We start from the raw sequence: 24,634 nt of genomic DNA on the forward strand, positions 1-24,634 counted from the left end.
ATGCTGGAATTTCTGGAACTCGAAGAGACCGTCGGGCGAGCCTGGCATCGCATCGTAGGCGAGACAAGCTCGTGGCCCCATCATCCTGACAAAGCCGTCCGTCTTGCCGACGTAAGGGCGCAGCTCTCGGTCTGTTTCCGGGCTTTCGGTGGGGAGCCGACTTTTCAGATCCAGAAATCCCGGCAGAAAACCAGTTCTCATCGGCTTCGTCTGCGGCAGGTCGTGGGCCTTGGCGAAGAGCGAACCGATCACCCGACTTGGGACAACTCGGCGCTCCATCTTCCGGCAGTGATCGACGTCTTCAACGACCGCGGTCTCAACCGCGATCTCTACTTCTGGCTCGCCGGATACGTCGCGGTTGCCCTAACGGAGAACGTTCCCGTTGATCCGGTGCTCGCTGACATGGCTCGAATCGAGTCGGGTCGAAGGAACAGTAGGTTGGTCGTCACGACTTTTCCGGGAATGGCCGGTAGATACGCTCGACTTGTCCACGCACTGGCTTCCTGCCGTGCCCGAGGAAAGTTGCCTCTAGTCGAGGCTCGCGTCGAGACGTATGCCATGACCGCTCTATCGTTCCCGATCGAATACGACCTTCCGGAAGACGCCAGGCCAGCGATCAGCGGCGCACCAGCGGGCTATCTCCCTATGCTGTCCGTTCCGCTTTGGCCTGATTTTCGGGGCAAAGTCGAGCTCCGAGCCACCGACAGGGACGATCTGCCGTCGGACTCCATTGAACGTGAGAGCGGTGAGAAAAACACGCATGAGGCCAAGCGACAGAATGACTCGGACGACCGCAAGCGCGATCCTTTCATCTTGAACCGGTTCGAGAAGATCTTGGCAATGGCAGAGATGATCAACGTCGACCGTCCGATCGACGATCGCGAGGACGACGAGCCGTCGGCCGCAGAAGAGCTCGACGATGTCGTGCTGAGCCAGACGAAGGAGAAGCCGAAATCGAAGTTCCACTTCGATCTCGATCTCTCGCCAGAGGCTGCCGATACATCGCGGATCGAAGCGGAGTTCGTCTACCCGGAATGGAACTTCAGGAAGAACGAGTATTTGGAGGATCATTGCCGCGTCCTCGTAGGGACCGCCGAGAGCGATGCGTCAGGGTCGTTGGCCACCGACCAGTCGGTCGTGCGTAAGATCAGAAAGCAATTTGAAACCCTTCGTCCCAAGCGGGAGATACGGCGCGCACAGTTGGACGGTAACGACCTCGACATGGATGCCGTGATCCGGTCGCGTATCGACCTAATGGTAACGGGGCAGCCAAACGACCATGTCTATGAATGCGCGCGTCCCGCCACGCACGAACTCGCCACTTCGATCCTTGTAGACGTCTCCCTGTCAACCGATTCCTGGGTGAACAATCGACGGGTGCTCGACGTAGAAATGCAGGCACTCGATGTGCTTGCCCGCGGCCTTGACGCCTGCGGAGATCGGTTCTCGATCGAAACTTTCACATCTCGTCGCCGCGACTGGGTCCGCATGGAAACCATTAAGCGTTTCGACGAGAAATTCACCCTCACGACCGCACGCCGCATCGGCAGTCTAAAGCCGGGATATTACACCCGCATGGGCGCCGCCATCCGCCACGTTTCAACGCAGCTCGACAAGCAGTCGACCCGCAAGCGGCTGCTGATGATCCTGACTGACGGCAAGCCTAATGACGTAGATAACTACGAAGGACGGTTCGCGCTCGAAGACTGCAGGCGCGCCGTCTATGAAGCGCGCGCCCGCGGTCAGGCCGTCTTCGCTGTCACCGTCGATCGGAATGCGGAAGACTACCTTCCTGCTATTTTCGGCCGCCAAGGATATGCGCTGGTGTCGGACATCGCGAAGCTGCCTAGCGCGCTGCCTGCGATCTACAGGAACCTCACCGCGTGACGACGTGCGCTACGCCGATGCTGATCAAGATCAAAGCGGACAAAGACATTTTTCGATAGATGGAAGCTTTGCGAGTCCTGGAAAGGAGCCGCCTCGATGTCGGGTAGGCGTGGGAGCCGATTTTTCTTCAACATTTGTTCGGGGTCCACGCTCGTACGAGACGCCACCGGCTGGGTTCTGCGGGACGTGGAGGAGGCAATCACTGCGGCCCTGGTAAACGGAATCAAGATGGTATCTCCGCTGGGCTGTCGGAATGCCTCGCGTTTCGAGATTACGGACGAGAAGGGGACGGTCGTTGCGACCGTTCCGATCGTCCATGATAATTGACAGCATCTCACGGTGCGGAACCCGGCCGTTCGCTCCCAACGCTGTATCACGCGACGGCCAGATCACGCTGCGTGCTTTTGCTGAACGGGAGCGCCTATGAGCACACTCTTGTGTCAGATGGGCCCACTCCGGCGGGCCTTCTGACATTCAGGAATAGACCTCATGACAAAACGTCTCTATCCCTCGGCTGTTGTTCTCGGTTGCCGACGCTTCTCTTGTCACATGGTTGCTGATCCGCCTCGCGGATCTATGTCTCGAACCGGCTCGGCGGGCGTTGCGACCGGCGTCGAAATACCTCATCGACAACGGCATCAAAGAATTCGAGCGCGTATTGCTCTGCGGCGACTTCATCGTCTGGCGCCAGCTTCAGTGGGTGGCAGCGCTCCCGAACCATGCGCTCGATATTCTCCCGGAGTCTGGCAATCGCACCAGCATTGCGGTGAGCAACCGTGTCCTCGACACAAGCAAGGGCGATGGATTCGAGTACGATGAGCTTCCCCTCGATCTCGCCTTCCGTGGGGATGGGAAAGCGTTCTCCACCCTGCTTTCCGTCGCGTTTCGTCGAGAGCATGCCTGATCCTCCCTTTGGAAAGTTGCGCTCGCTTAAACCGGCACAAGCCGATCCACATCCGTTCGCGCCAGCTTAATCCCTTTCCTTGGGTCAGCACTTTGATGAACGTCAAAGAGTTGGAGACCGTTTGCGGATATCCTGAGCCTTCTCCGACAAAAGAGGTGTCATGACAATGAAGTCTATATTGGCGGCATTCGCTGCGTACGAGGTTGAAGCCGCTCAGCCGGTCGCGTTCACCGCTACTGCATACTAGGTTGATGGCGACACGCGGACTAGGCGATTTGATATCAAACGCTATTGCGGTCGTTCGTTTTTCGCCTCACCATTTCTTCATAGGAAGAGAAATGGGGCGGGTCATTGGGGGATCTCAATCACAGCATATCTGATAGTCGCGGCATCGACGGAGACGGTCTGGACTGTCGTTGACCATGCGTCGCGCGTTTCGGCATTTCAGTCGATGCTCGAAGCGGCGGTCGCCGGCACGACCATGGAGGGCCGTGACCGCGACGTCTACCGCGCTGCTGCGGAAGACATTCTCGCTCTTCTGACGCCTGACTGGGTCTCTCGCAAGATAATGTCCGCCGCAGCACGCGACGTCCTGCCATCATTCCGCTCCGTCCGCCATTTCAAGATGGGCACGCTGCACCGCCTCTTGAAGCTCATCGATCGGACTCTGGCGTACCATCTTCTTGCCTTCCAGCTCCTTAGGCATCTTCCAGCCGGGATCGACGCCGTCCATGTTGGGTAACTCGTGAGCGATCCCCTTGTGACAGTCGATGCACGTCGCCTTACCAGACAGCAGATAGCGCGTGTGAATTTCTGCGGCCCTCTGCGTCTGTTTTTGAAAGTCCATGGCGACTGATGCATGACAGTTCCGACACTCGAGACTGTCGTTGGCCTTCATTCGCGCCCACTCGTGTTGCGCGAGCTCGAGCCGCTTCTCGAGAAATTTGGACCGCGTGTTAATTGTGCCGAAGATCTTTCCCCAGACCTCCTTCGATGCCTGCATCTTGCGGGCGATCTTGTCAGTCCACTGGTGGGGGACGTGGCAGTCTGGGCAGCTTGCTCGGACTCCCGACCGGTTGGAGAAGTGGATGGTCCGGCTTAGTTCCTGATAGACGTTGTCGTGCATCTCATGACAGGACGTGCAGAATTTCTCGGAATTTGTCAGTTCGAGCGCCGTATTGAAGGCTCCCCAAAACATAACGCCGCCCACGAACCCACCCAGCGTCAGGACGCCTAAGCCTATGGTGGCAGCCGGGGTGATGATAATCGACCAGCACCATATGACGATCTTCCTGATCCATCCGAACATGATCGTTACTCGCTTCCCGCGGGCCTGACGCCCAGTTCGCTCATGTCCTTGAACTCGCTCGGCACGAGAGGTTGGGTATCAGCCTGCGGTACATGGCACGCAGTGCAGAAATAACGTCTGGGAGAAACGTCCGCCAGCATCTGTCCCTCGCGCGTCATATAGTGGGTCACACTAATCATCGGTGCCCCGCTATCTTGAGTGAACTCCCGCTTGTGACATGAGAGACAACGGTTGGCGTTGACAGAAAGCTCGTAGCCTTCGATCGAATGCGGAATGATCGGCGGCTGATCGGGATAAGCGCGCATTCTTCGCTGGTCGTCGATAATCCATTTCGGAAGGGGCTTCGCTTCGCCGGTTTCCATCGAAGGGGTCGGACCCTCAAGCTGAGGAACCGTCTGCTGAATCACTTGGGCAACGGACGCCGTCGTCAGGAAGACCAGAAGGCCCGCCGCTACCGCCATCCATCCGGGCCGCTTCAAACAGCGGGGAGTATCTTGACCGCGCATTTTTTGAAATCCGTTTGTTTGGAGATTGGATCGGTGGCATCGAGCGTCACCTTGTTGATCAACTGGCTCGCATCGAACCAGGGGACAAAGATCACCCCGGTGGGCATTCTGTTCCGTCCCCGGATATCGATCCGGGACCGGATTTCCCCCCGTCTGGAGATAATGCGGACCTCTGCCCCCTGATTGATGCCGCGTTTGCGAGCATCTTCTGCGTTCATGAAGCACCGGGCGCCGGGGAACGCCATATACAGTTCCGGGACCCTCATCGTCATCGAGCCGGAATGCCAGTGCTCCAGCACGCGCCCTGTGACTAGCCAGAAGTCGAACTCGTCATCGGGAGATTCCGCAGGGGGTTCATACGGGACTGCCAGTATGACCGCCTTGCCATCCTTCTGGCCGTAGAACTTCACGCCCTCGCCAGGCTTCACATAGGGATCAAATCCTTCGCGATACCGCCACCGGGTTTCTTGGCCATCGACGACCGGCCACCGTAGTCCACGCACCTGGTGGTACATGTCGTAGGGCGCGAGATCGTGACCGTGTCCGCGACCAAACGAAGCGTATTCCTCGAACAACCCTTTTTGGACGTAGAAGCCGAAGGCCTTGGCTTCATTGTTATCATACTCAGCGTCCACCTCGCTAAGCGGAAACCGGTCGACCTCACCGTTCTTGAAAAGCACGTCGAAAAGGCTTTTTTCGCGGTATTCGGGATGTTCGTCTAGGATTTCTTTCGGCCAAACTTCGTCCGTCGTGAAGCGCTTCGAGAACTCCATAAGTTGCCAGAGATCCGATCGAGCTTCGCCCTTGGCTTGAACGAGTTGATGCCAAACGTGAGTTCGTCTTTCGGCGTTTCCGTAGGCGCCCTCTTTCTCCACCCACATCGCTGCCGGCAAGATTAGGTCAGCGCTCATGGCGGTGATGGTGGGATAGGCATCGGATACAACGATGAAGTTCTCGGGGTTTCGATAGCCCTGCCACGTCTCATTGCTGGTGTTGGGGCCGGCTTGTACGTTGTTATTCACCTGTACCCAATAGAAATTCAGCTTCCCGTCCTTCAGCATGCGATCCTGTTGTACGGCGTGATACCCAGGCTTCTCCGGAATGATCCCATGCGGTATCCGCCAAATCTCCTCCGCATGCTTTCGGTGCTCGGGATTGGTCACGGTCATGTCGGCGGGAAGGCGATGCGCGAACGTGCCTACTTCGCGCGCAGTGCCGCACGCAGAAGGTTGGCCCGTAAGCGAGAAAGGGCTGTTGCCAGGCTCCGAGATCTTTCCGGTTAGTAGATGCAGGTTATAGACCATCTGGTTGGCCCAGACGCCGCGAACATGCTGGTTGAAACCCATTGTCCAGAGTGACATCACCTTGCGGTTTGGATCGGCGTAAAGTTCAGCCAATTGCTCCAAAAACCCTGGATCGACCCCAGTAAGTTCTGAAGTCTTTTCGAGAGTGTATTCCGCAACGTGCTGCTTGAAGGTGTCGAAATCGATCGGTTCAGTCTTTCCTGGGTCTACCGAGTTCGCGGCTTCCTGTTCACGCGGATTGTCAGGGCGCAGCCCGTAGCCAATGTCCGTGACACCCTTCGCGAACTTCGTGTGATCCTTCACGAAGGCCTCGTTCACCCGCCCGGTCTGGATGATGTGGTTTGCGATGTAATTGAGGATGGCAAGATCCGTTCCCGGCTTAAAGACAATCGGGATGTCGGCCAGATCCATACTCCGGTGCGTGTAGGTCGAAAGCACGGCCACACGTACGTGCGGCTGGCCGAGCCTTCGGTCGGCTACGCGGGTCCACAGGATCGGATGCATCTCGGCCATGTTCGAACCCCAGAGGACGAAGGCGTCAGCAGCTTCGAAGTCGTCGTAGCAGCCCATGGGCTCGTCCATCCCGAACGTGCGCATGAACCCATAGGCGGCGGAGGCCATGCAATGCCGCGCGTTCGGGTCAAGATTGTTTGACCGGAGGCCCGCGCGCATGAGTTTCGTAGCGGCGTAGCCTTCAAAAATGGTCCACTGACCGGAGCCGAACATGCCTACTGCCGTCGGCCCTTTCTCCTTCAATACCTTTTTGCATTGCGCGGCCATCACGTCGAAGGCTTCGTCCCAGCTTACCGGCTCGAACTCTCCGTCCTTCGCGAAGACGCCGTCGCGCTTTCTCAGAAGGGGCCGCGTCAGGCGGTCCTCGCCGTACATTATCTTGGAAAGGAAGTATCCCTTGATGCAGTTGAGGCCTCGGTTGACTTCCGCCTGCATGTCTCCGTGGGTTGCCACCACCTGTCCGGCCTTGACACCGACCATTACGCCGCAGCCGGTTCCGCAGAAGCGGCAAGGCGCCTTTGACCACTTGATTTCGAGGGCGGTTACGCCGCCAGGGACTGGCTGCGCGGCCGCGGGAAGAGTCACGCCCGCGGCCGCCGCCGCAAGTGCCGCCGCCTGAGCCTTCAGAACATCACGCCTGTTGAACTCTCCGGTCATCGTCCTGCGTCTCCTCTTCGACATGCTCGAAAACCATATTCGCCGCGATAACCCCCTCCAGGAGAGAGATGCTAGTCAGCGCCGTTCCGAGCTCTCCCGTACTCGAGCCTTCGATAACGATGATGAACTTGCCGTTCTCCACGCCGTGAACCTCAATGCTTGCCATGTTTGCAAGCGCACAGCCGACAGAGGCAGTGAACGCTGGCATCGTCGCAACGACAGCGCTGGAAATATGATGGCGGGTCGCTCGATCAGGCATGCAAACCCTCCGGCGAATGACTCTCCATCTCAACCGCGTCAACGGGGCATGACGCAACGCACGCTCCGCATCCAGAGCAGCGATCGGCATTTATGGAAGGTAGGAATGGCCCGCCGATTCGCGGGCGAAAACGTATGGCGTCCTCCGGACAACCGTCACGGCACGATTGACAGGCGACGTCGCGCACAGCCAGACACTCGCCTCCAATGGTCGCGACATAAGGAATAGTGCGCGCAGAGGACAGGGTGAATACCGGTTCGGGACAGACCTGCGCACACTCGCTGCAGAACGTGCACTCGCCATTGCGAAATTCGAGCCTCGGAAGCCCTCCATCAATAACGATTATCCCGGTGGGACATCGCTCTACGCACAATCCGCAGCCCGTGCACGCGCTTGAGAGAAGCATTGTTGACGTTCCCGGCGGGCGAATTGCGTCAGATCGCACGTGACCAGATAGGAGCTGTCGTCGAGATAGGGACGGTCGCTGCGACATGCCGTCCTCAATGGCTCGAGGGCGGCCCAGGAGGGCCGAAAACAATCTGGAACATCCAGACCAGGAAGCCATAGCCGCCGACCACGCCGACAGCTACCACGGGCCATATCGCGAATGCCAGGATAATAAAGACGAGCGTTTCGAACCGACGGCTAGCCTGCCGTTCGTGTTTCTCTGGAGCCTTCCCCGCAAGCTCTGTCATCGCTCGACCTCCTAGTTTTGTTTAGCATAAGTTGTATCAAAATCAAGCTAATGGGCGACCGGACAGGCAAAACACACCACCATCATTGATATAGCGCAAACAGGCTTGACGATGTTGATCGTAGACAACCGGCTGGCCGTCCCAGCGTTGGATTGGTCAAGTTCAACAAAGATCAAGGAAATACGCGTGATGACTGGCAGCGAAGAAGACGAGACAGGTGGGCCGACCCGCCGTGATTTTCTCTACCTGACAACGGGCATAGCGGGGGCCGTAGGAGCGGCGGCCGTCGCTTGGCCGTTCGTCGACCAGATGCGTCCGGACGCGTCCACGCTGGCGCTGGCGTCCATCGAGGTAGACGTCTCCAGTCTCGAGCCTGGCATGTCGCTGACAGCCAAGTGGCGAGGCAAGCCTGTATTCATCCGCAATCGCACGCCTGAAGAGGTGAAGGCGGCTGCGGACACGCCGCTGTCAGATCTAAAGGATCCGGTGGCGCGCAACGCGAACCTTCCCGCTGAAGCCCAAGCCACGGGGACCGATAGGTCTGCAGGCGAAGGTAAGGAGAACTGGATCGTCATGATCGGCTCATGCACCCATCTTGGCTGCGTGCCGCTTGGTCAGGCCGGCGAATACAATGGTTGGTTCTGCCCCTGCCATGGATCGGTCTACGACACAGCCGGCCGCATCCGAAAAGGCCCGGCTCCTGAGAATCTTCCGATCCCGCCGCATGAATTCGTCAGCGATGGCGTGGTCAAGATCGGATGATAGGAGCCCGAAATGAGTGGTGAATCAGAATATCGCCCGTCGACGGGCTTAGAAAAATGGATCGATGCGCGCCTGCCGCTGCCGCGTATGGTCTACGACAGCTTCGTTGCATACCCGGTTCCGCGTAACCTGAACTATGCCTATACCTTCGGCGCCATGCTGTCGGTGATGCTGATCGTGCAGATCCTGACGGGCGTCGTGCTCGCCATGCACTATGCCGCCGAAACGACGGTTGCGTTCAACTCGGTCGAAAAGATCATGCGTGACGTCAACCACGGTTGGCTGCTGCGCTACATGCATGCCAACGGCGCGTCCTTCTTCTTCGTCGCGGTCTACCTGCACATCGCCCGCGGCCTGTACTACGGTTCCTACAAGGCACCGCGCGAAATCCTCTGGATCCTCGGCGTTCTCATCTATCTCCTGATGATGGCGACCGGCTTCATGGGCTACGTTCTGCCCTGGGGTCAGATGTCCTTCTGGGGCGCGACTGTCATCACCGGCTTCTTCTCGGCATTCCCGCTGATCGGTGAATGGCTTCAGCAGTTCCTGCTCGGTGGCTTCGCGGTCGAAAACCCGACGCTGAACCGCTTCTTCTCGCTGCATTACCTGCTGCCGTTCGTCATTGCCGGCGTCGTCGTCCTGCACATCTGGGCGCTGCATGTCACCGGCCAGACGAACCCGACGGGCGTCGAAGTCAAGACGAAGACGGACACTGTCCGTTTCACGCCTTATGCGACCCTCAAGGATGCGCTCGGCGTTTCGATCTTCCTGCTCGTCTACGCCTACTTCGTCTTCTACCTGCCGAACTTCCTCGGTCACGCCGACAACTACATTCCGGCAGACCCGTTGAAGACGCCGGCTCACATCGTTCCGGAATGGTACTTCCTGCCGTTCTACGCGATGCTGCGCTCGATCACCTTCAACGTCGGCCCGATCGACTCGAAGCTTGCAGGCGTTCTCGTCATGTTCGGCGCGATCATCGTGCTGTTCTTCCTGCCGTGGCTCGACACCTCGAACGTTCGTTCGGCGGTCTATCGTCCGTGGTACAGGCTGTTCTACTGGCTGTTCGTGATCAACGCGATCATCCTCGGCTGGCTCGGCTCTCAGCCGGCGGAAGGCCTCTACACCACGATCTCGCAGATCTGCACGCTGCTTTACTTCGCCTTCTTTCTGGTCGTCATGCCGGTGCTTGGTCTCGTCGAGACACCGCGCCGTGTGCCGAACTCGATCACGGAAGCCGTGCTCGAAAAGCAGGGTAAGTCTGCGGCCAAGGCGACTACCGTCAATCCGTTCGATAGGAACTGACATATGATCAAATTGATATCAGCGATTGGCGCATCGGCCATGGTAGCGCTCCTCGCACATTCCGCTTGCGCCGAGGAGGCGCCTCCGCAGCCGCCCGCGCTGCACACGGAAGGGACGACCCCACACTATCCTCTGAGACATCCGAAGGAACAGGAGTGGTCGTTTGCGGGCTTTACCGGCCACTACGACAAGCAACAGCTTCAACGTGGGCTCAAGGTCTACACAGAGGTCTGTTCTGCGTGCCACTCGATGAGAATGGTAGCCTATCGTTCGTTGGCCGACCTAGGTTACAGCGACGAGCAGGTGAAGGCTTTCGCGGCGGCCCACGAGGTGCAGGACGGCCCGGACGCCAATGGTGATATGTACACCCGCAAAGCCGTGCCTTCCGATTACTTCCCGTCGCCGTTTGCGAACGCCGAAGCGGCCGCAGCCTCCAACAACGGTGCAGCTCCCCCTGACTTCTCGCTGATCGCGAAGGCGAGGGGCATTACTCGCGGCTTCCCACAGTTCATTATCGATATGCTGCCAGGCATCGGCGGGTATCAGGAAGGCGGCCCCGACTACATCTACTCGCTATTGACTGGTTACGACGAGACGCCCCCGGCTGGACTCGAAATCGCGGAGGGAACGAACTACAACCCGTATTTCGCCCATTCCGCCGCGCTCGCCATGCCCAAACCAATCTCCGACGACCAGGTCACCTATGAGGACGGATCACCCCAGACCGTCGACCAGTATGCTCGCGACGTATCGGCTTTCCTCATGTGGGCTGCCGAGCCCCATCTCGAGGAACGCAAACGGACAGGGTTCATGGTGATGGTGTTCCTGATAGTCTTCTCCGGCCTGGTCTATCTGACGAAGCGCTCGGTTTACTCGGGTAAGAACTGAAACGACTCGGAAAATCTGCAAGCTATCCGAGACGGGCGCGGAAACGTCTCGTCTTTGCGCCGGCGCAAATAGCCGCCGGCGTCTCGCTCCAGGATGAGGTGACCCGTGCTCAACAGGAGAGAGAACCGATGCGCAAGATCACAGACCTAGGCCTTTGCTTAGTTGCAGTCGCAACACTAGCAGGTTCAGCTCAAGCCGCTGCCTGCTATCGATATGAAATTCTGCCCGTCGCCCTGAGTTGTGCCGAGAACCGCGACAATTCGGCGGACTTCGGCACTCAGTGCACGAGTCAGCCGGCCAAGATCGTCAAAGTGCAGATCGCCTGTCCAAAGGTCGCGGAGCCAGCCTCAAGCGGGGGAATATCCGGAGGCGGGGGTAGCTACGGCGACAATTGCGCGTGCGATCACCAAACTGGCGGTGGCTGGCACTGACGCAATCGCGGATGCACGCCTGGACAGTGCGGGGCAACGGATAACGTTCGATCGGTGGCGAGGTCCACGAGGACAAGGTCGATGACGTCCTCCATCTTGAAGGACTGCGACGCCTTGCCCACGAGCGCCACAAGGCAATCGTCTACGATCCGAACCTCGTGCGTTACGAAGTTTCGTTCGTAACCATTGTCGAGAACAGCGAGTACAAAAAGCAAACGGTTATTATTCATCTGACCCGAATTATGTTGCATTGTGGGTGGTGAGGTTTCACCTTCATTGGGAACGGTTGGTGTCTGAGGCCGATCCATCAATATCCACCGCGTCGTCCAGACCCGCTTCGAGATGCGCGGTGGTAAAATCGTCGATAAGCACTTGGACGTCTACCCTCCACCCGTTGGGACTTCGATAGGGGACATTCTCAGCCCTCCATTCGCCATCCCCGGAATTGAGTAGCTCATATCTTATCGCTTCGACCCCTGCAGTGGGGTTCCAAAGACGTAATGTAACGGCCCTCGGATGCATCGGACCGAAGTCGGATGCAAGTATCGTGACATGCACGCTCGCGGTATCATGAGATTTCGGCTCCAGTTCGAATTGAGCCATGGCCTTTTCTGTATGAATATGGATCGATAGCGGCTGGAGGAGAGCGTATTGGAGCTGGTCGGGTCCGGCGAAGCGCCACAGAGACGCGACGCCCACAATGACGACAGCAAGCACGATCTCGGCCGTTATGCTAATCCGAAGTCGCCCGCAGGCCGAGATGTCTCCCTGGATGGCCGCGCCGGTGAGCCAAAATCGGTTGTAGGCTGCGAGCGCGCACAGCAACGCAACCAAGCCAATTTTGACGAGGAGCACGCGGCCGTACATCGAATCTAGCATCGAACCAAGACTAGGAAGCTCAAGAAAGGCAAGGGTGAGGCCGGCGAGCAGCATCGCGACGAAGGGAATCGGTATTGCGGCGGAAAAGGACCTTAAGGACATCTGGCGAGAGGGGCGACGGCTTAGACGCCAGAGCGGCGGAAGACTGCCTATCCAGAATAGAAGAATCCCTCCGTGGAAAAAGATGCAGGTCTTCGCCAACCATGCGGGGGTGACTACTGCGCTGTGTCCGGTGAAAGTGAACCCTGCGGAAGCAACAGCGATTGCGATCGCCGCGGTCGCCAAAGTGAACGACCGGGTTCGGAATGGCGGTAGCGCGGCGAGAATGAGCGCAACTAGGAATAAGCCCCCGGCTACCGCAACATTGCTTCGAATGGCCATCGATAGCGGCGTTGCGCCGGCGAACGTGAGGTCTGAGCCAATTTCGTCGAGTCCTTGGAGATAGAGCCCCGACCCAAGAAGAGCGAATCCTGCGAACGCAGTAAAAAGTGGTCTCTGGACACCAGCGTCCGAAGGATTGAACAGCGCGCAGAACAACCTTCCGCCCACGACATGCGCTAAAAGGATGATCGAGGCGACATGAATGAGCCAAATGGCGGTATCTAGGGCGACTGAAGGTGTTTCAGACGAGTCAGCGAGAGCTTGAGAAACCGCTCCGACGTGGAACACAACCGTGCCCCCGACTGGGTGACCGTCCTCCGAAACGACACGGTAGCTGGCGATCACGGTGCCGCGGCCAACCGACGGAAGTCGGAGCGTTATGTCCGCACCCCCGCCCGAAGAGACAAGATCAATGCTTTTGTCGTTGGTGAGCCGGGCGCTCGCCCTAACGACTTTCACGGGCTCGTTGAAATGAAGTTGAATCTCCGCCGGCGCGTCGTTCACAACCTGATTGTTGGCGGGAGAGGACGAGATGAGCACCGCGTGAGCGTGTGCGGGAGCCGGAACAACGGCTGAGAGCAGCAGAACCAACAGGACTGCTGCTTGCATGGGGAGGGCCGCCCACGCACGTGCGATAGGCCACATGAGCGGCATTCCCTGTTTTATGATCGGGGCTGCTCGACGATGTCGAAGAACGGCGCGGGAGTTTCATAGTCGTCAGACGTTTTTCCCGCAGCAGGGATCTCAATCCAGCGTTCGGCGGCGCCATCGGTGCATTCCTGAACGATGGGGACGTAGACGCGGGTACCAACGGGAAGTTCCTTGGCCACCGTACCTCGGAATACGAATTCATCATATTCGTCGTCAGGCAGGCTGTTGCCCGAGAAAACAATCTCCGTCGTTCCGTCCTTAACGGCCTCGCCCCAGAGTTCGTACGTCTTGGCGTAGGACCCCTTGATCTTTTCGATGTTCCAGCCGGGCTTAGGCATTGGCTTGGCAGAGAGCAGGCCCTCGGGAATCTTGATGCGAACCTTGATTGTCGGCTTGCCTTCGCAGCCGTGCCCGATACGCACGACCGCCTTGTAGGCTTTTCCAGGATTTGCCTGTGTCTGCTCGAGAGTTGCGTGCGCGTATGCAGTCCCAACAGTAAAGAGTGCGGCGACTACGGCGATCGTTGCATGCTTAAACATCATTGTCTCCTTGGCGGGGCGGCCCCTTTTGGGAGGCCGCCATCGTCCGTGCGACTTACTGGGTGACTTGTGCGAGATCGGCGTCGAGGCGCTTGCGCACAGGGTTCGGCACCTTCGCGGTCTTGATTGCCTCAAGATTGGCCGGTGCGTCGCCCACTTGGATCAGTGCGACCATACCCATGCCAGCATGCGGTGTGCATTTGACGACGTAGGCGCCGGGGACATCGAACTTGGCCTGATACTGTTCGCTTGGCTTGGATTTGAAATCAGTCGCTCCTTCCGGGATCAGACCCTTGTAGGTCTCCACGTTATGGCTCTTGTCGGTAGGGATGAAGGTGACGGTGTCGCCAGGGGCAACCTTGACGAAGCCGGGTTCGAAAACCATCACGCCATCTGCGCCCTTGTTGAGCATGTGAACTTCATGGTCGGCCGCCATCAGCGGCGCAGCCGATGCGATCAGAACCGCCGTTGCAGTGATCAGACCGATATTGAAACGCATTGCATTCTCCTGTGGTAAGGGGCCAACCTTGGCCTCGGGAAGAGTTCTATGCGATAGGCAGCCCCCGCTCTTTGACCAGCGTCAAATTTGGCGCAAAGAGTTGAGAAAATCCGCAAGCGGGAACCGGAAGCGTTGCGAGCCCGTTCTCATCCTTTGATGGCCGGCGTGGTCCTTTATATCATCGGCATTCTCTGCCATGACGAAAGTCCCTCCGAAGCTCTCAGCCCGAGGGGCGTCGCTAGGCTGTGTTCCGGACGAACCGACGCAGGCCGTTTCGACGGACCTGAAGAGGCTGAAATTTCTCGTGGCTGATATCTGGCCACCAGTATCCGAACGGGATAGCGAGCGATGAGGAATCATGTTCCGCGGGAGAGGCTTTTCGAGTTAAGACCCGCAACCACGAGACCGTGCAACGAGCTGAATGATGTTGTTTGGGCATGTTCAAATCTTGGGGTTCAATCGGCGCCCGAGTCAAATCCCGCCGTCATCGGATCGGTCATCGCGTTATCTGAAGCGCGTCGGGCGCAGCCGCCATATCTTCTATATATTCGCAAATTTCGAACGGCTCTTAACTGACTGATGGCATTAGTGTTTCCCGAGCTCGTCAACTGAACTTCACTAGTATCCCACAGAACTTCACTAGCTTTCGCTCAAAAACCGTTCATATCGCTACCAGCAGCCGCGGATTCCCCTTTTTAGGGCATTTATTTCGGAAGTTCGGATACATATCAGCTTTCGTGGTTTGGTCGGGTTTTGCACTACTTCACTCAAACCGAACCCTAATGGCTAGGCGAGTCGAGAAGTGAAGTACCGTCTGAGAAAGGGGCAACTCGGGGATCTGATCCGAATTGCGTATAAATGAGCGAAGGATTGTTTCGTCGAACCGAACGAACCTGCTCAATTTGTAGTTCGAAAGCCCAGAGCCGCAGTCGCAAATCTCAGTAGTCATTCGGGGTTTCGGAATAACAGTTTCCTGCAGACACGCGCTTTCGCCAGCACTTCACTAGCTTGATCACCTACCACAAAGGGCGCCAAACTAGTGAAGTAACGGCGGAAGTCGCTTTCTAGCACTTCGTAATCGAACGACATTTTTTTTGTTTCGCTCCGCGGGAGCGGAAACGGCGCCACTGCCAATCTAACAATCAGGTTCTGCCTACACAGCCGTCGATTCGGTCTTCTTCACAGTAGCGAACGCCAGGTTGGCGAGAGAAGGCGCGTCGATCTTCACCCTGTCCGGTGTATTCGACTCATAAGCCAAGCGGGGGGTCCTCAATGCGGCCTCCCAATTGAAGTCGACTCCCAGTAGGGCGGAGTAGATTGCCATGCCCATGGCCTGTGCTACCCGCGGGACCACAGCATTCGCAATTTGCTGAGACTGCGATGACTTGTCGCCGACAACCAAGTGATCGTCCGGCAATCCGGTCAACCGCATTTTCATGGGCATCGTCAGACCTGGAATAAAGCCTCCGCCTGCGGCGGACGCCATTTCGTCTGTGGGAGGCGCATCCCAAGTCTCCCCGACCAAGACCTCTCGCAGCCCCCAGCGGGCGATCTCCTTTTGTCGACCAATTCGCTTCTCGCCGAGAAGTGTGGAACCGAGACCGCCTAGCTCTTCCTTGTTGTTTCGGACAATGATCTGCGTCTTGCGCCGATTTGCCCAATCAGCCGCACCGGACCACCCGCCGGCGCTCATCAGGTCTTCAAGGGCATGCCCGAGGGTCGCTCGCCATTCGCTGAAGGCCGGTGGCGCTCGAAACCGTGTCATGGCGTCTGGGTGCATCCCGACGATGAAGACCCTGGGACGCTCTTGAGCAATACCGTAGTCTTTAGCATTTAGTGAGACGGTTCGCACGGCGTAGCCAGCGTCCGCAAAGCGCGCGAAAATTTCGGCCCGGTGATCGGCGTGCTTGGCGTCGTTGAACCCTTCAACGTTCTCGAACATAAATGCCTTTGGCCTAACGATATCAACTACCTCGGTCACTGCCGGGAAAAGATCTCGTTCGTCATACTTGCCCGCGCCCTTTCCCGCTCTCGAATATGGCGGACAAGGCGGACCGCCGGCTACGAGAGCGATACGGCCACGATAGACAGAGTAATCTACCTCTTTCATGTCTTTTTCGATGACGTTCCACTGAGGTCTATTCGCCCGAAGGCTTGCTGCCGCGTCGGCATCGAATTCGATCAACGCCTCAGGATCGAACCCGGCGGCCTCAAGCCCCAGTGACATGCCCCCAAGGCCCGCACAGAGCTCCAGGGACCGGAGCCGACGAGTTGGTGCAGTCAGATCGGTTGGCTTTGCAGGTGTCGGTCTACGGAAAGAATGTGAGCCTCGCGGCCTGCTCGTCAACCCGAGCAGTGACCACATGACAGTCAGATCCGTTGGATCGGGATCGTTTACTTCAAGCGCCCAACCGCCTCGGTGTGCGAAGCGTCCACTAAGAAACCGATCGAATCCTGTTCTTGCGCGGGTAATCGAGAGATCTTCATCTTTATCCTGTTCCGCGCCAAACATAGAAGCAAAACGACTGAACAAGATTCTAGCTTCCGCCTGTATGCGGTCAAACTCTCGATCGTACTCTGTACGAGTATCCGGCTCTTCAACGCTAGCCTCGGAGAAGCTGCGGATGAAGTATCGAAAGCGTTTCTCGAACTCGCCAACGGATTCCAGAAACGCGTTTGTTTCCCTATCAAGCATGACGGCCGATTCAACCGCGCGGCGATTGAGTTCGGCCTTCAGTGTCGCGGCGCGACGCTTTTCGAAAACCTCCGCCTTGGACAATCTCTCAGCTTTGTTCCGGCGTCGGATCGCGCTGATGTCGGCTGTATCCAGATGTGCACCGCCAGCCATCGTTGTCAGTGCCTCTGCGCGTGTAACTTCGTCGGTCATCGCGAGTTTCTGCATCACCGCGAAGGGAACCCGCCCTCTTCTCAGGATATTTTCGGCACCCTTGAGCGTTCTGGAGAATTTAACGTAGGTGCCGAGGTCGTTGGATGACAGACCGCAGTGTACCTTAAGAAACGCTTTGGCTTCTCTCGTCGTCGTCGTTTCGAGGAGCCTCTCGACTTCGGACGCCATCTTGAGAGCCTTGTCGGTCATCTGTTCCTGCAGCTTGCTAATTCGATCTTTGGCTGCGGAAAGGGCCTTGGCTTTCGTGTTTATTTCCATAACAAATGCTCCATTTCGGAGCATCAGTAAGGATCGCAGGTTTCTCTTCCGGCAATTAGTTCTTTAAAAATGTCTGCACTCCGGAAGAAATCGTGAGGACCGCCTGCGGGCTTCTCGACCAACTCGGCGAGCGCAGTAAGCTTTTGATCTAGTCGACGATTGATACGGAGCGTTTTTAGACGGGCTGGCCAGAACGACCAGGCGATGAACCATGGCATCTGCGCCCAGCCGTGAGGTGCAGCAGATTGAAGCGAGAATCGGCGTCAGGTTAATAATCCGCACAGGAGAAAACCGGTGCGAGGCGCTCCGGGATGCTCGTATTCAGTTAATCTCGCCCTTTGATAACACGAAGACCGGCGTGCTGAGCCGTGATGACGCTCATGATCGCGTTTACCTCATTGGCGATCACTACGTCGGACCAGAGAGGGGCCGTTTGCTGAACTTCATCACCTACATGGCGGTCGCTATAGGCGGACAGCATTTCGAGAAGCTTTTTAGGAGATTCCGCGGCGGCCCCCAAGATTGCGATCACGCTGAAGTGGGAACGCATTCGCTCCTCAAGCACCTCGATCCGCTTCACAAGCTGTTCATAGGGCACGTCTGTGGTCGAGCTCGCGTGGGATTGCATGTCGGGATCCTGTTCTCTCGGCCGCGGGAGGTGCCTTCTTTTTCTCTGCGCTCCTAAAATGGGGCGCGATGGTTAACAGGCCGTTAAAGGATTAGCAGAATTGAAAGAGTCCGACGCTTTCTGCGGTTCAGGGCCGGTCGAGCAGCTCGCGAATCTTTCCTGCCAATTCTCTTGCGGTGTAGGGCTTGCGAAGCCACTCGGCGCCGGGGATCACGTCCTTGGATGCCAGAGCAGGTTCCGAATAGCCGGATGTGAAAAGGACCCTCAGATCAGGACGCTGTTTAATCGCTTCTGTCGCCATTTCGTCCCCTGTCATTCCGCCGGGCATGACAATGTCGGAGAATAGAAGGGCGACCCCAGGATGTTCCGCGAGTATTTCCAGGGCTCTGCGCCCGCTGTCCGCCTCCAGCACGCGGTAACCCATTTGCTGCAGCCGTGCGACCGCCACCTTTTTCACTCGGGGGTCGTCTTCAACCACGAGCACGAGCTCAGTGCCACGGGGAAGTGGAACCTCGGCGGTTTCCGGCGAAGCCGTCTGCGCGGGTTTGGGTTCGGCAAGAGCGGGCAAGTAGATGCGGATGGTCGTGCCATGACCTAATTCGCTGTAGATTTGAAGATGGCCACCGGACTGCTTGACGAAACCATACACCATGCTGAGACCAAGACCGGTGCCGGCCCCAACATCTTTCGTGGTGAAGAAAGGCTCGATCGCGCGCTTCTTGACCTCATCGGTCATCCCACAACCCGTGTCCGTCATCGATATTAGTACGAAGTGTCCACTACGAACTTCCGGGTACATCTTGGCGTAGTCGGCGTCCAAGCGCACGCGCGAAACCTCGGTCGTCAGGCTGCCGCCCTTTGGCATGGCGTCACGGGCATTGAGCGCGATGTTCAGAATGGCGTTTTGAAGCTGTGAACTGTCGACGAGCGCTTCGAAGTGGGCGCCTGTGAGGACAGTGGAAAGCTTGATATCCTCGCCCAGGGTGCGTCGAAGTAGGTCCGAGAAACTGGTCACGAGGGCGCCAAGGTCGACCTGCTTGGGGCTGAGAGGCTGTCGTCGCCCGAAAGCGAGCAATTGCCCCGTCAACTTCGCGCCATCGGCTGCCGCATCCTGCGCTTCACGGATCATATCCCGAAGGGAACCCTGAGGCAGCTTGCCGTCGATCATCTCCAGATTGCCGCTGATGACCGTCAAGAGATTGTTGAAGTCGTGCGCCAGTCCGCCTGTCAATTGGCCCACGGCCTCCATCTTCTGCGCTTGGCGCAGGTCTTCTTCAATCTTGAGGCGGCTCGTCAGATCCCGGACAAATCCCGTAAAGATACGCTCGCCATTCGCCGTTGCTTCGCCAACGTGAAGTTCCATCGGAAAATGAGACCCATCCGCGCGCTGGCCGGTGACGACGCGGCCGTAACCGATGATTCTCTTTTCGCCGGTGTCGAGATAGTGGTCGATGTATCCATCGTGGGCATCGCGATAGGGATTTGGCATTAGATTGCTGACGTTCTTTCCGCAGATCTGGCCCGCGTCCATCCCGAACAACTTTTCGGCAGCCTTGCTAAACGAAATCACGACCCCCTTCTGGTCGATGACGACCATCGCGTCCGGAACGGTCTCAAGGATTGAAGTTAGGTGAGCCTCTCGCGATTTGATGGCTCGTTCCGCCTTTTTCAACGCGCTAATGTCGCTGTTGGTCTGAATGACGGCCATGTCGCCGTCTGAAAGATTTACGAGGACGCACCGAGAAGCCACGTCCAGGTCATATCCGTTCTTATGACGATGTATGACGTCGCCCTGCCAGAAGCCGCGCGACCTCAACTGCGTCAAAATGTTTTCTCGGGGTGTCGGATAGCGCGTCGCAAGGAGGTCGAAGACCGTTTCGCCAACCGCCTCCTCGCGCGTCCACCCGTACATGTTCTCGCAGCCGATCGACCAGTGGGTGATCGCGCCCTCGAAGCGGTGTACGATGATGTCAGCCCCGTCAAGAACATGCACGAGCGCGTCAAGCTCCTGCGAAGACGCCGTGCGCGGCGATATGAGGCGGTGGGGCATGGCCGTTCCTTCGATCAGTGTAAGCTGACCCTATGGCAGGTTTTGTCAGAAAAATCATCAGTTCCGCCGGAAAGTCGGACAAGCTTGTCCATGCTAATAATCTTTAGATCATGCCGCCCCTCAGCGACGACGACGTCGCGTGCCGCAAGCTTAGTAATCGTCCGAGACACGGTCTCGATGGTCAGCCCGAGATAGTCCGCGATATCCTGCCGGTTCATCGGCACGCGGAGAACGTTCTGACGTCGCGTTCCAGGGCGCGAGGCTAGATTGACGATGAAACTGCAGAGTCGTTCCTCGGCGTTCTTTTTGGAAAGGAGCACCATCTGGTCATTGATCGCTGCGTTCTCGCGGCAAAGAAGATCGATGTAAGCCGGACGGATATTTTCGCAACGGGCGACGTCATGATGGAAGCTGCGGCGCGAGACGCGGCGAATTTTGCACTCATTGACTGCTTCAGCCGTGAACGAGAAGGTCTCCAGGAGGGAGGCGCCGATCACGTCGCCGGCAAAGTGAAAGGCGATGATCACCCGTCGACCTTCGCCTATGATGCGATGAAGGCGGACAACACCCTCGACCACCTGGAAAAGATGCGTGGCATCGTCCCCTTCCCAGCAGATCGCTTCTCCGGCAGCGATCGTTTCCAGCGGGCAAGCATGAAAGACCGAAGAAAGTATCGGGGTTGCAACCGCATGCTTGGTCGGTTGAGCATTCGTGAAAGCGTTCTTGCCCTGCATCAGCATCGTGGTGTCCCCTCGTTGAGTGAACCCAGTAGAACTTGCCCGAGTCACATCACGATGAGAGCAGCGTGCGATTTAGTGCTTGTTCGTAACAGTTTGTGACAGCGTCGGGCTGCGCGTCTTTGTGCTGGTTCGTTGATATAGATCAAGGAGCCGGCGTCGCCCTCATGACAGTCCTTCCTCAAACTACGAGCAAGGCGGTCGTTCCCGGTCGCCTGCGCATGGGGACTACGTCATGAATTACACGATTGAAACAATAGTGGTCGCGGTGGCCGCATTTCTGGCCTTGGTTGCGGCCGGCCTTGCCCACGACCACCTTTTTGCGATCCATATGGGCATCCTATGTTTCTGCCTGTTTGCGGGTACGTTGCTGCTCGTGCGTCGGATCGACTTCTCGAGGGCCGGGCAGGTGTCCAAGGTCGAGACTTCCGGCTATTTCGATGAGGTCATCCGCTACGGGTTGATCGCCACGGTGGGATGGGGCGTGGTTGGCTTCCTCGTCGGAGTGATTATCGCCGCTCAGCTCGCGTTCCCTGACCTGGATTTGGCGCCCTACCTAAATTTCGGGCGACTGCGTCCCGTCCACACCTCGGCTGTCATTTTCGCCTTCGGCGGCAACGCGCTGATCATGACATCCTTCTATGTCGTCCAACGCACCTGTCATGCTCGGCTGTTCGGTGGTAGCCTCGCGTGGTTCGTCTTCTGGGGCTACCAGCTCTTCATCGTCATGGCGGCCACCGGCTATGTGCTTGGCATCACTCAGGCACGCGAGTATGCCGAGCCCGAATGGTATGTCGATATCTGGCTGACCATCGTCTGGGTTGCCTATCTCGTCGTCTATCTCGGCACGATCCTTAGGCGTAAGGAGCCGCATATCTATGTGGCGAACTGGTTTTATCTCGGCTTCATCGTCACCATCGCAATGCTTCATGTAGTGAACAACCTCGCCGTCCCGGTGTCTTTCCTGGGCTCGAAGAGCTATTCGGTCTTCTCGGGCGTCCAGGATGCGCTGACACAGTGGTGGTACGGCCATAACGCCGTCGGCTTCTTCCTGACCGCCGGATTCCTCGGGATGATGTATTACTTCGTGCCGAAGCAGGCCAACCGCCCGGTCTACTCATACCGCCTGTCGATCATCCATTTCTGGGCACTGATCTTCATGTACATTTGGGCGGGCCCCCATCACTTGCACTACACTGCCCTCCCGGATTGGGCACAGACGCTCGGGATGGTCTTCTCGATCATGCTGTGGATGCCGTCCTGGGGGGGATGATCAACGGTCTTATGACGTTGTCGGGCGCGTGGGACAAGATCCGCACCGATCCGATCATCCGCATGATGATCGTTGCCATCGCGTTCTACGGGATGTCGACCTTCGAAGGCCCGATGATGTCGGTGAAAACAGTCAATTCGCTGAGCCACTATACAGAATGGACCATCGGTCACGTTCATTCGGGCGCGCTCGGATGGGTCGGTATGATTACTTTCGGGGCCATCTATTATCTGACGCCTAAGCTCTGGGGCCGCGAGCGGCTCTACAGTCTCCGTATGGTCAACTGGCACTTCTGGCTCGCCACCCTGGGCATCGTCGTCTACGCCGCCGTTCTCTGGGTCGCCGGCATTCAACAGGGTCTGATGTGGCGCGAATACAATTCGCAGGGCTTCCTCGTCTATTCCTTCGCAGAAACCGTCTCAGCGATGTTCCCCTATTACGTGCTGCGCACGCTGGGCGGAACGCTCTACCTGGCGGGCGGGCTCGTGATGGCCTGGAACGTCTTCATGACGATCCGCGGACGCCTGCGCGACGAAGCCGCTATCCCCACCGCTTATGTGCCTCAGGCACAGCCTGCCGAATGAGGTGAACCATGGCATCGATACTGGACAAACATAAGATCCTCGAAAAGAATGCGACGTTGCTACTCGTCGGCTCACTACTGGTCGTCTCGATCGGCGGCATCGTCGAGATCGCGCCGCTCTTCTATCTGCAGAACACGATCGAGAAGGTGGAGGGAATGCGCCCGTACACGCCTCTCGAACTGGCCGGCCGCAACATCTACATTCGCGAGGGTTGCTATCTCTGCCACAGCCAGATGATCCGGCCGTTCCGAGATGAAGTGGAACGCTACGGCCACTATTCGCTCGCCGCGGAATCCATGTACGATCACCCATTCCAGTGGGGATCGAAGCGAACGGGGCCGGACCTGGCGCGTGTCGGCGGCCGGTATTCGAACGAGTGGCATGTCCAGCATCTCTCCGATCCGAGGGGCGTGGTACCAGAATCGATCATGCCTAAATACGCCTTCTTGAAAACCCAAGACGTCACCGTGAAAGACGTCGGCATGGACCTGAAGGCCAACGAGGATGTTGGCGTTCCCTACAGCAATGACATGATCGCCAATGCCGAGGCGGATATGAAGGCGCAGGCAGACCCGAATGCTGATACGACAGCTCTGCTCGCTCGATACCCCAAGGCCAAGATTGGCGATTTCGACGGCGATCCGCAGAAGCTCTCGGAAATGGATGCTCTCGTCGCCTATCTGCAGATGCTCGGCACGCTGGTCGATTTCTCGACCTACGACGATGCGACCGGCTACCGATGAGGTGATCTGATGGAAACATACACGGCAATGCGGCACTTCGCCGACAGTTGGGGGCTTCTGGCGATGGCGGCGTTCTTCGTCTGCGCCGTCGCCTTCACACTCCGCCCCGGCGGCAAGCAGACGGCCAAGGAGGCCGCTGCGATTCCCTTGAAGGACGATTGAGATGGCCGAGAAGCACATTGACGACGTTAGCGGCGTCGAAACCACGGGACACGAGTGGGACGGCATCCGAGAACTGAACAACCCAATGCCTCGTTGGTGGGTCTGGACCTTTTATGTCACCATCCTTTGGGCCGTAGGGTATGCCATCGCCTATCCGGCCATTCCAATGCTAACTTCTGCCACCAAAGGTTACCTGGGGTATTCGACGCGAGCTGAACTTCAGCAGGATCTCGATCAGGCAAAGGCAGGTCAGGCAAAGTTCCACGAGATGATCGCCACTAAGACTGTCGAGGAAATCGATGCCGATGCTACGCTTCGGGAATTCGCGATCGCGGGCGGCGCATCGGCCTTCAAGAACAATTGTGCTCCCTGCCACGGATCGGGCGCCAGTGGTGGGCCCGGCTTTCCGAATCTGAACGACGACGACTGGCTCTGGGGCGGCGACCTGCAGTCGATCCAGACGACAATCGCTCACGGCATCCGTTTCGATGCCGACACCGATACCCATGTATCTGAAATGCCTGCTTTCGGCGAAACGCTTGATGCAACCCAGACCAACCAGGTTGCAGCCTATGTCTGGGGCCTGACCAACACGCCCTCCGATTCTGCTTTGGCCGAGGCCGGCAAACAGATCTTCCTTGACAACTGCGCCGCATGCCATGGCGAGGACGCGAAGGGGAAGGTCGAGATGGGGGCTCCGAACCTGGCGGACGCGATCTGGCTCAAGGCGAAGGGGGAAGAAGCGATCGCAAGACAGGTGGCCTCGCCAAAGCACGGCGTCATGCCCGCTTGGGCTGGACGCCTGGGCGACACGACGGTCAAGGAACTGACCGTCTTCGTCCATTCGCTTGGAGGTGGGAAATGAGAAGCCGCCATATGACAACTCACGATCATGATCCTCTCTTGGCCCTGTACGGCACGC

The 24,634-nt window shown here is 57.8% G+C and carries 22 protein-coding genes and 1 pseudogene; 9 read left to right on the forward strand and 14 right to left on the reverse strand.

Annotated elements, in window-relative coordinates; translation table 11 throughout:
• Together FZ934_RS20295 and FZ934_RS28700 are read left to right on the forward strand one after the other, a co-directional pair.
• On the forward strand, positions 1-1,887 hold the full coding sequence (locus FZ934_RS20295) for a nitric oxide reductase activation protein NorD (RefSeq protein ID WP_153272727.1): 1,887 nt from the start codon (positions 1-3) through the stop codon (positions 1,885-1,887).
• 96 nt (positions 1,888-1,983) lie between these two features.
• Positions 1,984-2,214 (forward strand): DUF6894 family protein, encoded by a 231-nt coding sequence (locus tag FZ934_RS28700; RefSeq protein ID WP_432443652.1) that lies wholly within the window; start codon positions 1,984-1,986, stop codon positions 2,212-2,214.
• A gap of 247 nt (positions 2,215-2,461) precedes the next feature.
• On the opposite strand, the gene FZ934_RS20300 is transcribed toward FZ934_RS28700, so the two are convergent.
• The 7 genes from FZ934_RS20300 to napE form a co-directional block, all read right to left on the reverse strand.
• Entirely contained in the window at positions 2,462-2,785 is a 324-nt protein-coding gene (locus FZ934_RS20300) for a hypothetical protein (RefSeq protein WP_194273857.1), read from the reverse strand.
• A 604-nt stretch (positions 2,786-3,389) separates the two neighbouring features.
• The gene (locus FZ934_RS20305) at positions 3,390-4,100 is read right to left on the reverse strand and encodes a NapC/NirT family cytochrome c (protein WP_153272728.1); all 711 of its coding nucleotides are present in this window, start codon (positions 4,098-4,100) and stop codon (positions 3,390-3,392) included.
• A 5-nt stretch (positions 4,101-4,105) separates the two neighbouring features.
• The gene (locus tag FZ934_RS20310) at positions 4,106-4,561 is read right to left on the reverse strand and encodes a nitrate reductase cytochrome c-type subunit (RefSeq protein ID WP_246737987.1); all 456 of its coding nucleotides are present in this window, start codon (positions 4,559-4,561) and stop codon (positions 4,106-4,108) included.
• 14 nt (positions 4,562-4,575) lie between these two features.
• Entirely contained in the window at positions 4,576-7,080 is a 2,505-nt protein-coding gene (gene napA / locus FZ934_RS20315; RefSeq protein ID WP_153272730.1) for a periplasmic nitrate reductase subunit alpha, read from the reverse strand.
• Positions 7,055-7,339, reverse strand: a complete 285-nt coding sequence (locus FZ934_RS20320) for a chaperone NapD (RefSeq protein ID WP_153272731.1) — start codon at positions 7,337-7,339, stop codon at positions 7,055-7,057. Before FZ934_RS20320 ends, napA begins: the two co-directional genes overlap by 26 nt.
• On the reverse strand, positions 7,332-7,904 hold the full coding sequence (napF, locus tag FZ934_RS20325) for a ferredoxin-type protein NapF (RefSeq protein ID WP_348649113.1): 573 nt from the start codon (positions 7,902-7,904) through the stop codon (positions 7,332-7,334). The genes FZ934_RS20320 and napF overlap by 8 nt, the downstream gene beginning before the upstream one ends.
• Positions 7,840-8,034: a periplasmic nitrate reductase, NapE protein gene (gene napE, locus FZ934_RS20330; RefSeq protein WP_153272733.1), complete on the reverse strand. Its 195-nt coding sequence runs from the start codon at positions 8,032-8,034 to the stop codon at positions 7,840-7,842. The genes napF and napE overlap by 65 nt, the downstream gene beginning before the upstream one ends.
• Positions 8,035-8,223: 189 nt before the next feature.
• On the opposite strand from napE, the gene petA reads away from it, so the two are divergent.
• The 3 genes from petA to FZ934_RS20345 are packed head-to-tail and all read left to right on the forward strand — an operon-like array spanning position 8,224 to position 10,989.
• Positions 8,224-8,796: a ubiquinol-cytochrome c reductase iron-sulfur subunit gene (petA, locus tag FZ934_RS20335; RefSeq protein ID WP_153272734.1), complete on the forward strand. Its 573-nt coding sequence runs from the start codon at positions 8,224-8,226 to the stop codon at positions 8,794-8,796.
• Positions 8,797-8,808: 12 nt separating this feature from the next.
• On the forward strand, positions 8,809-10,101 hold the full coding sequence (locus tag FZ934_RS20340; RefSeq protein ID WP_153272735.1) for a cytochrome b: 1,293 nt from the start codon (positions 8,809-8,811) through the stop codon (positions 10,099-10,101).
• A gap of 3 nt (positions 10,102-10,104) precedes the next feature.
• The gene (locus FZ934_RS20345; RefSeq protein ID WP_153272736.1) at positions 10,105-10,989 is read left to right on the forward strand and encodes a cytochrome c1; all 885 of its coding nucleotides are present in this window, start codon (positions 10,105-10,107) and stop codon (positions 10,987-10,989) included.
• A gap of 704 nt (positions 10,990-11,693) precedes the next feature.
• On the opposite strand, the gene FZ934_RS20350 is transcribed toward FZ934_RS20345, so the two are convergent.
• The 7 genes from FZ934_RS20350 to FZ934_RS20380 form a co-directional block, all read right to left on the reverse strand.
• Complete coding sequence (locus FZ934_RS20350) at positions 11,694-13,289, reverse strand: copper resistance CopC/CopD family protein (RefSeq protein WP_153272737.1); 1,596 nt, start codon at positions 13,287-13,289, stop codon at positions 11,694-11,696.
• A gap of 53 nt (positions 13,290-13,342) precedes the next feature.
• On the reverse strand, positions 13,343-13,870 hold the full coding sequence (locus tag FZ934_RS20355) for a YcnI family copper-binding membrane protein (protein WP_153272738.1): 528 nt from the start codon (positions 13,868-13,870) through the stop codon (positions 13,343-13,345).
• Between the two features lie 55 nt (positions 13,871-13,925).
• On the reverse strand, positions 13,926-14,369 hold the full coding sequence (locus tag FZ934_RS20360; RefSeq protein WP_153272739.1) for a pseudoazurin: 444 nt from the start codon (positions 14,367-14,369) through the stop codon (positions 13,926-13,928).
• A gap of 1,153 nt (positions 14,370-15,522) precedes the next feature.
• Positions 15,523-17,535 (reverse strand): DNA cytosine methyltransferase, encoded by a 2,013-nt coding sequence (locus tag FZ934_RS20365; protein WP_194273858.1) that lies wholly within the window; start codon positions 17,533-17,535, stop codon positions 15,523-15,525.
• Positions 17,536-17,860: 325 nt separating this feature from the next.
• Positions 17,861-18,163, reverse strand: coding sequence for a hypothetical protein (locus tag FZ934_RS20370; protein WP_153272741.1), 303 nt, complete (start codon positions 18,161-18,163; stop codon positions 17,861-17,863).
• Between the two features lie 127 nt (positions 18,164-18,290).
• The gene (locus FZ934_RS20375) at positions 18,291-20,213 is read right to left on the reverse strand and encodes a hybrid sensor histidine kinase/response regulator (RefSeq protein WP_153272742.1); all 1,923 of its coding nucleotides are present in this window, start codon (positions 20,211-20,213) and stop codon (positions 18,291-18,293) included.
• Positions 20,214-20,227: 14 nt separating this feature from the next.
• Complete coding sequence (locus FZ934_RS20380) at positions 20,228-20,953, reverse strand: Crp/Fnr family transcriptional regulator (RefSeq protein ID WP_153272743.1); 726 nt, start codon at positions 20,951-20,953, stop codon at positions 20,228-20,230.
• Positions 20,954-21,185: 232 nt separating this feature from the next.
• Here FZ934_RS20380 and ccoN point away from each other — a divergent pair.
• From ccoN to ccoP, 4 genes and pseudogenes are all read left to right on the forward strand, one after another.
• Positions 21,186-22,807: pseudogene (gene ccoN, locus FZ934_RS20385) on the forward strand (cytochrome-c oxidase, cbb3-type subunit I).
• A gap of 8 nt (positions 22,808-22,815) precedes the next feature.
• On the forward strand, positions 22,816-23,550 hold the full coding sequence (gene ccoO, locus FZ934_RS20390) for a cytochrome-c oxidase, cbb3-type subunit II (RefSeq protein ID WP_153272744.1): 735 nt from the start codon (positions 22,816-22,818) through the stop codon (positions 23,548-23,550).
• A 9-nt stretch (positions 23,551-23,559) separates the two neighbouring features.
• Complete coding sequence (locus FZ934_RS20395; RefSeq protein WP_153272745.1) at positions 23,560-23,712, forward strand: cbb3-type cytochrome c oxidase subunit 3; 153 nt, start codon at positions 23,560-23,562, stop codon at positions 23,710-23,712.
• Between the two features lies 1 nt (position 23,713).
• A complete protein-coding gene (gene ccoP, locus FZ934_RS20400) occupies positions 23,714-24,577 on the forward strand; it encodes a cytochrome-c oxidase, cbb3-type subunit III (protein WP_153272746.1) in 864 nt (287 codons plus the stop codon).
• Positions 24,578-24,634 lie beyond the last annotated feature (57 nt).

The sequence above is a fragment of the Rhizobium grahamii genome, from assembly GCF_009498215.1.
GTDB lineage: Bacteria > Pseudomonadota > Alphaproteobacteria > Rhizobiales > Rhizobiaceae > Rhizobium > Rhizobium grahamii_A.